Source organism: Formosa bonchosmolovskayae, assembly GCF_051016085.1.
In the GTDB taxonomy this organism is placed as follows: Bacteria; Bacteroidota; Bacteroidia; order Flavobacteriales; family Flavobacteriaceae; genus Formosa.
On the sequence record NZ_CP174605.1, the window covers coordinates 2,491,893 to 2,503,813 of the forward strand.

General features: G+C 32.5%; 11 protein-coding genes. All 11 read left to right on the top strand.

Annotation, left to right across the window (positions count from 1 at the left end):
- The first annotated feature begins 3 nt into the window (after window positions 1-3).
- The 11 genes from ACKC83_RS10665 to traM all read left to right on the top strand — a co-directional run bounded on the left by ACKC83_RS10665 (window position 4) and on the right by traM (window position 11,797).
- Window positions 4-1,695, top strand: coding sequence for a RagB/SusD family nutrient uptake outer membrane protein (locus tag ACKC83_RS10665; RefSeq protein ID WP_434035471.1), 1,692 nt, complete (start codon window positions 4-6; stop codon window positions 1,693-1,695).
- A gap of 283 nt (window positions 1,696-1,978) precedes the next feature.
- Entirely contained in the window at window positions 1,979-2,869 is an 891-nt protein-coding gene (locus tag ACKC83_RS10670; protein WP_434035472.1) for an endonuclease/exonuclease/phosphatase family protein, read from the top strand.
- Between the two features lie 269 nt (window positions 2,870-3,138).
- The gene (locus tag ACKC83_RS10675) at window positions 3,139-4,266 is read left to right on the top strand and encodes a metallophosphoesterase (RefSeq protein WP_434035473.1); all 1,128 of its coding nucleotides are present in this window, start codon (window positions 3,139-3,141) and stop codon (window positions 4,264-4,266) included.
- A 398-nt stretch (window positions 4,267-4,664) separates the two neighbouring features.
- Window positions 4,665-5,204: an SOS response-associated peptidase gene (locus ACKC83_RS10680; RefSeq protein ID WP_434035474.1), complete on the top strand. Its 540-nt coding sequence runs from the start codon at window positions 4,665-4,667 to the stop codon at window positions 5,202-5,204.
- Between the two features lie 593 nt (window positions 5,205-5,797).
- Window positions 5,798-6,085 carry a hypothetical protein gene (locus ACKC83_RS10685; protein ID WP_414037608.1) on the top strand — a complete coding sequence of 96 codons (288 nt, stop codon included), beginning with the start codon at window positions 5,798-5,800 and terminating at the stop codon, window positions 6,083-6,085.
- A gap of 17 nt (window positions 6,086-6,102) precedes the next feature.
- Window positions 6,103-6,402: a hypothetical protein gene (locus tag ACKC83_RS10690; protein ID WP_434035475.1), complete on the top strand. Its 300-nt coding sequence runs from the start codon at window positions 6,103-6,105 to the stop codon at window positions 6,400-6,402.
- On the top strand, window positions 6,374-8,779 hold the full coding sequence (locus ACKC83_RS10695; protein WP_434035476.1) for a TraG family conjugative transposon ATPase: 2,406 nt from the start codon (window positions 6,374-6,376) through the stop codon (window positions 8,777-8,779). Before ACKC83_RS10690 ends, ACKC83_RS10695 begins: the two co-directional genes overlap by 29 nt.
- Before the next feature lie 30 nt (window positions 8,780-8,809).
- Entirely contained in the window at window positions 8,810-9,388 is a 579-nt protein-coding gene (locus ACKC83_RS10700) for a conjugal transfer protein (RefSeq protein WP_414037605.1), read from the top strand.
- A gap of 1 nt (window position 9,389) precedes the next feature.
- Window positions 9,390-10,229 (top strand): hypothetical protein, encoded by an 840-nt coding sequence (locus tag ACKC83_RS10705; RefSeq protein WP_434035477.1) that lies wholly within the window; start codon window positions 9,390-9,392, stop codon window positions 10,227-10,229.
- 23 nt (window positions 10,230-10,252) lie between these two features.
- Entirely contained in the window at window positions 10,253-10,864 is a 612-nt protein-coding gene (locus ACKC83_RS10710; RefSeq protein ID WP_434035478.1) for a conjugal transfer protein TraK, read from the top strand.
- Between the two features lie 12 nt (window positions 10,865-10,876).
- Window positions 10,877-11,797 (top strand): conjugative transposon protein TraM, encoded by a 921-nt coding sequence (gene traM / locus ACKC83_RS10715; RefSeq protein WP_434035479.1) that lies wholly within the window; start codon window positions 10,877-10,879, stop codon window positions 11,795-11,797.
- Window positions 11,798-11,921: the final 124 nt, after the last annotated feature.

The window sequence follows — 11,921 nt, forward strand, 5'->3', positions numbered from 1 at the left end:
AAGATGAAAAATATATTTGCTTTTTTACTATTCCTTCCACTTTTATGGGGATGTAATAATTTAGATTTAGACCCACTTTCGGAGGGGTCGTCTGAAAATTGGTATTCAGATGAAACTGAAATTCAAATGTCTTTAAATGATTTGTATCGAACTTATTTATGGGGACTAGAAGACAATTTTGCGACAGAAAGAATGACCGACAATTGGACACAACGTCAAGCAGTAAGTGATTTTTCTGCAGGATCGATTAATAGTGAATGGGGTACATCTACAGATCTTTGGTTAGATACCTATAAGGGCATAACTAGAGCAAACACCATTATTAATAGCATAGATAATGCGCAAGGAAGTGTTCCAGAATTAAAACTTAAACAGTTCAATGCTGAAGCACATTTCTTCAGAGCCGTGTTTTATTCCAGATTGATTTTCTATTATGGAGATGTACCTTTTTATACGGACTATATTAGTATTGAGGAAGCATTTAAACTCGATAGAACAAGCAAAGAAACAATACTAGAACAAGTATATACAGATTTTGATTTAGCCATTTCAGATTTACCAATAGAATATGGTTCTGGTAGCCAACTAAGAGTTACTAAAGGCGCGGCTTTAGCCTTTAAATCAAGAGCAGCTCTTTACATGAAGGATTTTGATATAGCAAGAGATGCATCTCTTGAGTGTATTGAACTTGGTGTTTATGATTTACATCAAGATTATGGAGATTATTTTCTCTCTAAAACAAGAAGGTCTGAAGAAACTATTTTTGCAATTCCCAGATCTTTAGAATTAGGAGTATCATGGGCCTCTAAAAATTTCTATACCCGGACTCCAGGTGGTAGTTCTGTAGCTCAGCCTTCATGGGAGTTATTTGTTTCTTATTTATGTACGGATGGTTTACCTGTAGATGAATCTCCGCTCTTTAATCCACAAGATCCATTTACAAATCGCGACCCAAGGTTACATGAAACCATTGTAGAATTTGGTACAGAACATTTAGGTGTAATTTACGATCCTAATCCGTATTCAACTGAAGTCCTTAGTACGGAAACAGGAACAATGATTCGTAATAGGGATACAAGAAGTGAAGATACGTATGCTTCTTACAATGGTTTAACTCTTAAAAAAGGAGTGGATGAAGATTGGAATGATGATAATATAACAGATTTTGATATTCGTATCATGCGTTATGCAGATGTTTTATTAATGTATGCGGAAGCAAAAATTGAATTGGGTGAAATAGATGATAGCACTCTAAATGCAATCAATCAGGTTAGAGCAAGAGCTTATGGTGTTGCAGTCAATCAAACAAACGATTATCCTGCTTTAACAATTACTAATCAAAATGGATTAAGACTGGAGTTAAGAAATGAAAGACGTGTAGAATTTGCATGGGAAAATAGACGTTTTGATGATCTTTTGCGATGGGAAATAGCAGAAAAAGCTCTATCTCGACCTATTTACGGGATTCTTGACCCAGCAGAATTAAAACAGAAAGTTGTAGATAAAGGACTATGGTTTTTTCCTGAAGTTCCTATAATAGATCAGGATGGATTACCTGATTTTAGACCTATGTCTACATCAGGTCTTATTAAAACACTGGTTGAGAGAAACTTTGAAAATAGACAATACTTATTCCCTATACCTTCTAAAGAAATATTAATTAATAATAATCTTAAACAAAATCCAGGGTATTAAGACTTTTCAGATTTGAAATCACTTAAGTACTTTTATTTTTCAAAATCAATTATTGCATAATTAAATAGTTGTACTTATTACTTAAAAATCTTTTATCAATAGGAAAGCTGCAATAGTAGCTTTCCTATTAAAAAATTAGGGTTTTGAAGTCTCTTTGGTTTATAATAATAAGAGATTAACGTCAACATAAGAAGCTTTAATTAACACTAAAATTCATTCATCTTTAAAATGCTCCTGGTAAAGAATGAAATAAGTTTTATAATATAATCAGTTAACTAATACCATGTCTAAAAAAAAAGAAATAAAAAAAGTAGTAATGTTAATTATCTTTTTATCAAGTATCTATCTAGCAAATGGGCAATCTAATGGTAGTATCAAAATTATTTCAGCAAACGTTCGCGTAGCATTAAAAGAAGATAGTTTGAAAGGATTAGGCTGGAATGATCGAAAAAAAAATGTTTTTAAAGTAATAAGAAATCAAAATCCAGATATAATTTGTCTTCAAGAGGTAATTAAAGTCCAAAATGAAGATTTTAAAAATGCTTTTAAAACGTTTTATGCTATAGGTTTTGAGGGGCCTGAAATGGATCCTTATACTGATGGAGGTTATTATAAGATTGCTAAAAATCCTATTCTTTATAATAAAAGTAAGTTTAAATTAATTTCTGCAGGTCAATATTGGTTATCTGATACTCCGCATTTGGCAGGAAGTGTAGCGTGGGGTTCATCCCGTGCACGGAATGTAAATTGGCTTAGATTAGAAGAAAAATCGTCAGGGAAACAATTTCGTATTTTGAACACACACTTGGATCATAAATCTTCAATAGCCAAGTTAAAACAAACACAAATGATTATTGAAGAAACAAATCAATATCAGGATGAATTTATTCAAATTTTGGCTGGTGATTTTAATTCAGATCAAGAAAGTTTAGTAGTAAAGAGTATCATTAATTATTGGAAAGATAGTTATGGTGAACTCTATTCACATAATGATCCTGGTTTTACTGTACATGGTTTTCTGGGAGAAAATGCAAAGACAACTAGTGGTAAAGTGGATTTTATATTCATAAAGGGTGATGTAGTATCCCGAAAAGCAAAAGTAATCAAGGATAAAATTGCAGGTATATATCCTAGTGATCATTATTTTGTTACTGCAGATTTAGAGTTCAAGTAATTAAATTAGTAAATGACTACTATATAGTTAACGTAGTATAAAGGGGATAGCATTGGAATAAGTAGTTATTCTGAAACAATTCCTAATTTACATCAACATAAAAATAAATTAAGTAATTGAAAATAAAATTAAATAGAAATGTTCTGTTCGAAAGAAAAATTTCTTAAAAAAAAATGATGTTTTAGCAATTAAAGTGATAAGTGAATATTTTCTCAATTGAGATTAAATGTTTTAAAAAAGTTATTACTAAGGATTTAAAATATAACAAAATGAAAATTAATATTATTACAAAAATATGTGTTTTGGTTAAATCAAATAAAAGTTTTTTAGTTCTTTTTAGTCTAATCCTATTAGCTATAATTAGTTGTAGTAATAGTACAGATGAAATAGACGAAAAAAATGAAGTTGAACCTCCTTCTTCTGAAGATGAAATTTTTCAGATTGCTGTATTGCCAGATACTCAGTATTATACGTCTCAGAAACATGGAGGCCAAATAGAGATGTTTGCAGAGCAGATAAATTGGATAAGAAATAATGCTATTGAATCTAAAATTAAATACGTAGTACATTTAGGAGATGTAGTGGATCATGGTCACCAGCAGATGGAGGAGTGGTCAGTTGCTAAAGATATTCTATATAAGTTAGAAACTCCATTACCGGGTTACCCAGAAGGCATACCATATGGTATAGCAGTAGGTAATCATGATCAAGACCCTTTAGGAGATCCAACTTTCGGTTCTACTGATGATGGTTATAATAAATATTTTGGTAAAGAACATTTTGTAAGGAAATCCTACTATGGTGGTGCTCATGGTGCAACTAATAATAATGATAATCATTATGACTTATTTGAAGTTTATAATCAAAAATTTATTGTACTGTATATAGAGTATAATGAGCCTGGAAGTGAATTTTATGACACCACTATAGAAAATTCTGTTTTTCAGTGGGGAAGTAATATTTTAAATCAATTTGAAGACCACAAAGTAATAATTGTCAGTCATAGTATACTGGCTCGTCCAGAGGGGAGTAATAGTATTACAACAGGAGGAGAAGGCACTAATGAAATTTCTAGCACGTATACTAATCAAGGAGATAAAATTTATAATTGGTTTAAAAAAAAGTCCAATGTTTTTATGATGCTTAGTGGTCATAGAAGTGGTGAAGGGTATCGCACTGATTATTATAAAGGTAATACAATTAAGAGTTTTCTTTCAGATTATCAGTCTAGAGAAGATAAAAATGGTAATCGTAATGGCGGGGGAGGATTAATGAGGACGATGGAATTTAATTTAACACAAAATACATTATCTATTAAAACATTTTCACCTTCAAAATCTAGCATTCAAATGGAGCTAGATTCTGATAGCTTTTTTACTGTCAAACTTTTTGAATAGAAATTTTTAAATATCTAGTCTGACACAAGTAAAGACCTAGATATTTATTGACAAACAAAAACATTTTAATTTCGAAGTAAGTAGAAATATTTTAATTTCTTAAAAAAAATATATTAAAAAATTATGAAGAGCAGGTAATAAGGTGTTCGGCTGTCATTCTATTAAGTTCCATAAAACATGTCTGCAAGAGCCTAAAAGTATCATTGTGAGACTTTTATTAAATAGTCGTGGTAATCTCAATGTTATAATACTTAAACGCATTCATACTCTTGCATAGACTATAATCAAAACCACTGTGGTGACACATCCTCGGCTCGAGCCTTCTGGATTACCTGCTTTGTTTAAATCAAAATTTGTAACTTTCATAAAATATAAAAAAATTAACTATACAAACAACCATGTGCTTCCATACGTCACAAATCAAAAAGGTTAAGACTTTAGAAAAAACATTTAAGGTCAATATTACTGATATAGCCTTAGTAGATTATTTCGATAAACCACGTTATCATTTAAATGGTTTTACACATCCAAATATGTTAGTAATACCACAACAGAAACCTGAAGTTTTAGCTCCTGCAGTATGGGGTATAGTACCTGAAAATAAAACAAGTGATGAAATAAAACCCTATTATAAAGAAGCTGTCAAATTTGGAAGTGGTTTAAATGCGCGTACCGAAAAAGCGTTTCAGCATTTTATATATAAAGATTCAATTATGGAAAAAAGATACATCATTTCTGTATCTGGTTTCTTTGAGCCTCACGAATATAAAGGGAAAAAGTATCCTTATCATTTTAAAAATGAAGATGAATCTACAATGGCCCTAGCAGGACTATATACAGTTATTGATACTTTTATAACGTTTACCATTTTAACAAAGGAAGCTTCGCCATTATTTGCTAAAATTCACAACAAAAAAACAGACAACCATTACTTCTAGATTCAGAACAAACTGCACAATGGTTAGCCACTGATACTTCTGAATTACAGGTTAAAGATGTACTAAAATTTAGTTATCCAGAATCGTTATTAAAAACCTATACAGTAAGCAAGGAATTATTTAGTCCAAAAATAGATAGTAACATAGCGAGTATTTTTAGCCCCTGTATATTATCAAGAGTTCAATACATTATTTTAAATGAATAGTAGTCTACCCCGTGAATTACAGACATAAGGAACGAAGAAGCAGAACTGAATTGCGTTAGCGATAAAAATGTAGCTTTGAAAGTGAGGGGTGTGTAGCAATGACCTATAGATTAACTTGATTTTTTGGATTTGTTTATCTGACCATAGTTAAAAGATCTGCATCAAGATAAAATGAATATAAAAAGTAGTAACACTATATTTCTGTTCTTTAGTTTTGGTGGTTTGGAGCTCCGGTGTTCATACGATTTGATTCCGATTGTTTTCAATTGAATTCAAATACATGTAAAAAAATATTATTTATGTAAATTACTGTAAATCAATTGTTTGAATGTAATTATATTGTAATTTTATCACAACGATAATGGTACGAATCAAAATAATTTTCACATGAAAAAAGCAATGTATTTTACAATGATCTGTCTGCTTATAACCATAAGCAGTTTTGCTCAAATTGGCGGGATTGAACAATCGGTAAATGATGTGTCTAATACAATTAGATCTATTTTTCCAATCATTCTAGGCGTTATTTTCTTAGTTGGGTTTCTTTTTAATGCGGGTCATTTCTTCGGAGAGAATTCCGATTTAAAAAAGGGTATTACACGCGTACTGGTATTTGTATTAATAGCAGGGGCTGTGGTGGGTATTTTTACTTATCTGATAGGTATAGTTGTCTAAAAATTAAGAGCTATTCTATGAAACAGTTCAAGGTTTATAAAGATATAAGAAAACAAGCGATGATACTGGGATTACCTCTGGCATTATTTGCGCTTTTAATGAGCAGTGTACTCATGTCTTTACTTGTTGTTATTTTCTCCTTCAGTCTGATAACTATAGGCGTTGTAGTGCTTTTTAACCTTGGACTGTATATCATTCTAACCCACTTGAAGAAAGGCAAAATTGGCCATTCTTTTAAACGTGTGTTTCCAAAAGAAATTAGTAGTAAACATATAAATGTAATGGCTTATGAAAAGGCTGAATCTGATGATGTATAATCCCATTTTAGATATTCAAGATCATATGGTCTTTGCTAGTAATGGTAATATTATTTTGTGTTATGAGTGTCAACTTCCTGAAATCTATTCGCTTTCTGAATTAGATTTTGAAGCCATACACAGCATCTGGTTTCAGGCTTTTAAAGCCTTACCGGTTGGGACAGTCATTCATAAGCAGGATATTTATAATACAAGTAAATATTGCACTAAGAACTTAGCGAACGATACTTTTCTAGCTAAAGCGACTTGTGATCACTTTGATGGTAGAGCCTATTTAAAACATACATCCTATCTGTTTTTTACGATGCCCTTTAATAAGGTAATGAACGTCTCAAAATATGTAAATCCATTTAAGTCTTTAGATCAAGGTATGTATAAATCAACAGATCGGCAATTAGAATCCTTCATGTCGGCCGTAAGTGATGCGGTTTCCTATGTGAATAACAGTAGGAAGATCAAAATACATCCGCTAAAGGATATAGATATTAAGACCTTAACGTCGACATATTTTAATGGCTTTAATGACGGTTTTCTAACGGATATGCAGTTAAATAGTTCCGGTATTGGCATTGGTGACTATCAGTTCGATGTGTTGGCTGTAAATAATGAAATGTGTTTTGGAGAGCATGTTCAAAGTAGCAAGATTAACGATCAGTTTACTTCAGATGATTTTGTGTTTCATCAGGGGTTTATTGATGGACTCGGATTAAAACTAAATGAAAACCACATGGTCAATCAAATTCTTTACCTGGATGATAAGCACCAATGGAGAAGACTTTTAGAAAAGAAAATAGAGGCGCTTAAAAAGAGCTCTAATTTTGGAACTCAAAATAAGGTTGTTCTTAAAAAGATAGAAGATGTGGTGTCTCAGATAAATCAGGATGACACCTCTAGAATTATACGAGGACATCTAAATGTTATAATTTGGGCAGAAGGATCTGAAAAATTAAAGCATATAGCATCTAAAATTAAAGCGGAATGTAAGGCCTTAGACATTATGCCTTATTATCCAAAAGGGGAGGAGCGAAAACACTATTTTTTAAATTCCTTTTTCTGTCACAGCTCTAATTTTTCTAATGCCGATTTATATGTCACAGATCTAAAACATGCACTTTGTCTTTTTATTAATAATACGAATTACATATCAGATGAAACTGGTATCATATTTAATGATAGACAGTTTAATATTCCTGTAATCAAGGATGTTTGGGATGAGAATAAAAGACGGATTAAGGCTCGGAATTTTGCTGTTTTTGCCCCTACAGGTGAAGGTAAATCCTTTTTAGCCAATAATATTTTAAGGCAATACTTTGAGAGTAACGTTCGATTAGTTATCATCGACCTAGGAGGGTCGTATTCGAAATTCGCAAAATTATATCCTGAGGATCATATAATCCTACGTTATGAGCAAGGTAAAAACTTGGGAATTAACCCCTTTTATATCGCTAACGCAGATGATGTTTCTCCAGAACGTTTAGAAGATTTATCTGCATTTTTATTGGAATTATTGGCCACTGAGCAAGACGCTTCTAAGGCGGAACAAGTGGCTATTAAAAAAGTCCTGAGGTACTATTATCAAAAATCCGGTGATCCCATATACTCGTTGTCTGGTTTATATCAGTTTGTAGATCGTCAAAAGGATACTTTATTAAAAGAGCTTGGTATTCAAGAACGGTACTTCAATCTTTATGATTTTTTACATGTATTATCGGAATATGTAGGAGATGGATTGTATAGTTTTTTGTTTAATACTGCTGAAGATCAAACATACAAGATAGAAGATAAGCGGCTTATCGTATTTGAATTGGATGAAGTGCGTGATAATAAAGAAATTCTCTCAGTGATGTTGAAACTGATTAAATCAGCTATACAAAGAACAATTTGGAGAAATAGGGCAGAACGTGGAATCATTCTATTTGATGAATTCGCGAAGCAACTCAAATTTAAAAACGTGTTAGAGAGTGTAGAGTTCTATTATCAAGCTATTAGAAAACAAAATGGAGCTATAGGCATCATATTGCAATCAATTAACCAGTTGCCAGATAATGCAACGTCTGCTAGTATTCTTGAGAATACTCAGGTTATTTATAGTCTTCATAATGAAAAAGGGTATGATGAACTTCGAAAGCGCCTAAATCTTACCAGTCATGATTTAAATCAATTGAAATCTATTAGAAATAATTTATCCGGAACACTTAAGTACACCGAAATGTTCATCAAAATTGGTAAGACCAGCAATATCTTCAGGTTGGAAGTTCCTAAGGAAGTTTTCGCAGCGTATCTCACCGACGGACAAGAAAATGAAGCCATTATGTCTCTGTATAAGGAAACTGGCCACATGAAAGAAGCTATTAAGGCTTATGTGAACATGATTTAGATTCTAGTTTAACGTTTTAAAAATAATATTATGAAATCTAATAAAATAATAATAGTGCTGTTACTTATAGTGAATTTAGCGCCGTTGAATATGAAGGCGCAAGGGATGCCTGTTTACGATAATACAAATTTTATTAGTTTGGCTAAATCCCTTATAGAATCCGCTAAACAAACCTCCCAACTTTTACAAACCGTAAACTTTTTGAAACAACAAAAAGATCGGATCGAACAGGTTAATACTGTGATTAAACAACTCAATGCTGTTAAAACGCTATATAAAAATAACCAACGTCTGTACAATTTGATTCAGGATGATTTACGTGAGATTTTAAATTCACCTCATATCAAACCCGAAGAGATTGTCCGAATTTCAGAATCTTTTGATGCTGTTATTACTACCTCCTTAGAAGATCTTGATTTTGTAAATCAGATCCTTTCTAGCAACCTGCTTAAAATGACTGATGCTGAACGTGCTATATTTCTAAGAGAGAAAGAAGATGATTCTAAAGCAATGGTGGTAGAGGTAACTTTAAAAACTAAACGTTATAAAGACATTATCGCCTTTAGAGATTTACAAGATCGCATAAATACTAGAGAAACAAATTATTAAAATGGCAGGTGTATTCTTAGGCATAGGGTTGGAGTTTGTAGATGCTGTTTTTACTACCATTAAAAATTCGGACTTTGCAAAATATACCATTACAGGTATGAAGGCATTAGCCGTTTTGTTTTTTCTGATAAACATTCTAAAAAAATATAATGAAGGTGTTGCGCATACAGATGGGTATACTTGGGGACTTACTCCAGGGGAACTCGCCAAGAATTTTGCCATCGTTATTTTGGCGATTTTTTCCACAGAAGTTTTGGGGGTATTTGATGGTGTATTAGTTGCTATAGAAACACAGTATAAGGACACGGCTCCAGCACTCCTTCCGCTACAAATGCAGGAATTGGATCTTGAGGCAGATGTGGGTGCTATGGAAGCCGCCAAAAAGGCCATGACTTTATTATATGAAGCTTTAGTGAGTCCACTATTTGGCTTGCGAATCGTGGCCTTTATTATCGCCCTGTTTTTATGGCTTCTAGATCTGTTTATTTATCCATTGTTTTTAGCAGAGCGGTATTTCCTTTTAGGGGTCATGCAAGCCTTTTTTCCGTTGGTCATTAGTTTAGCTGTATTTGAAAAGTTTAGAAGTTTAGGCTATAATTTTTTTAAGCTATATGCAGCAGTTTATATGTTAGTCCCTGCGTTTTTCCTGGTTAATATATTTATTAATCAATTGTATACCGAAATCAATACAAACTTTTGGTCTAATTTATTTGGCACAGATTGGGGGAGTCATGTCTTTGCACCTGTAATCGAACTCGGCTCCATAGGTTTCATAGTGTTTTTAAAATTTAAGCTATATAGAAAGGCCACGTCCTTTACGATCAGATTATTTACAAATTGATATAACTCTTTAATCATAGACCTATGAAAACACCTTATAAAGATATTTACAGTGTACTAAAGTTAAATAGAATTGTCGTTTTAGCAGTGGTTATAGCGGCTACTATAATCAGTGTCGTTGCAATTCTACTGGTTGTGAGACAACATAAACATATGATAGAACATGCTTTTGCGATCAGTACAGAGGGGCATGTGATTCCGTTAAAATTGGTGTCTCAGTATGAGAACTTGGAAGTGGAAGCTTTGGCGCATTTAGAATTGTTTCACAAGTACTTTTATAATATTGATGCGAGTAACTACGAACGTCAGTTAGAAAAGGCTTTATGGTTAGGAAATAGTTCTGTAGATGCCCTGTATAGACAAAAAAAATCAGATGGTGTTTATAATCGGCTATTGCAGTATTCTTTGGTGCAAAAAGTGTCTAGTGTAAACTCTACTATACAGATTCAAACGTTACCCTACACCTTTCAAACCGTCACAGTGTTTGAAATAAATAGAGGCGCTATTATTGACCGGTATGAATTAACGACAACAGGACATTTGATCCATGTAGATCGTAATTTTCCCAATAATACGCATGGCTTACTCATTACTGATTTTTTTGAAAATACGCTTAGAAAATTGGAAACTAATTAAATTTATAATGTTATGAAACTAGAAAAAAATAAAATTGTATTTGGGGGTTTTGTATTATGTGTTTTGTTGTTTATCGGAGCATACGGCATTATTTTGATGGATGAAAATGAAGAGCCAGTTCTTGATGTCAATCAAATTCCAATTCCTGATTTGGAAGATGACCAAAAACAGTATGACTCTAAATTGGAAGCTATAAATGATTTAAAAGAAGTAAAACAAACTAATGCACCTAGTATTTATGATGAACGCTATTTAGACTCTTTGGGAGTATACGATAGTCATTTGATAGATTCGCGGAAACTTGAATTAGTGGATAGTATATATGAACATAGTAGAATATTCTATACAGATGAACCTGAATTAGAGCCCTTGGAAAATTATAAAAACTTGATGCCAATTTCTGAGAATCCACCCTTGGATTTAAAAGAACCACTTGTGGAACAAGATACCAAAGCGATGGGATTAGAGCATCAATTGTTTCTTGCTTCAAATCCACAAGGTATAATCTTAGAGGAAAACCAGAAATCCATACCCGTAGTGGTAGATGGTAAACAAACTGTAAGAACAAATTATAGGATTAGAATGCGCTTATTAGAAGATAGCGAAATTAATGGGAATGTATATCCTAAACACACAGCTGTTTACGGTTTTGTTGCTTTTAAACCAAATAGAACATTAATAAAAATAAATAAAATAGATCATGACCCGGTAAATTTAAGTGCTTACGACTGGCAGGATGGTAATGAAGGTATTTACATTAAAAATAGTTTTCGAGCAGAAGCGACTACCGAGGTTATAGGTGATCTTGTTCAGGATATAAGTATAGCAGGAGTACCTCAAATAGACGGGGTAAAGCACATATTTCAACGCGATAACAGAAGTGTGAAAGTTACTGTACTAAGTAACTATAAGATGTTTCTAAGAGTAGATTAATAATTCTTAAACCTTTTAAATATGAATATGAAAATGTATAGTTCTATTGGATGTTGTGCATTGCTATCGGTTTTGGCTACAGCGCAACAGCCTAAAGTTTGGACACAATCCAAGCGAATGAGAA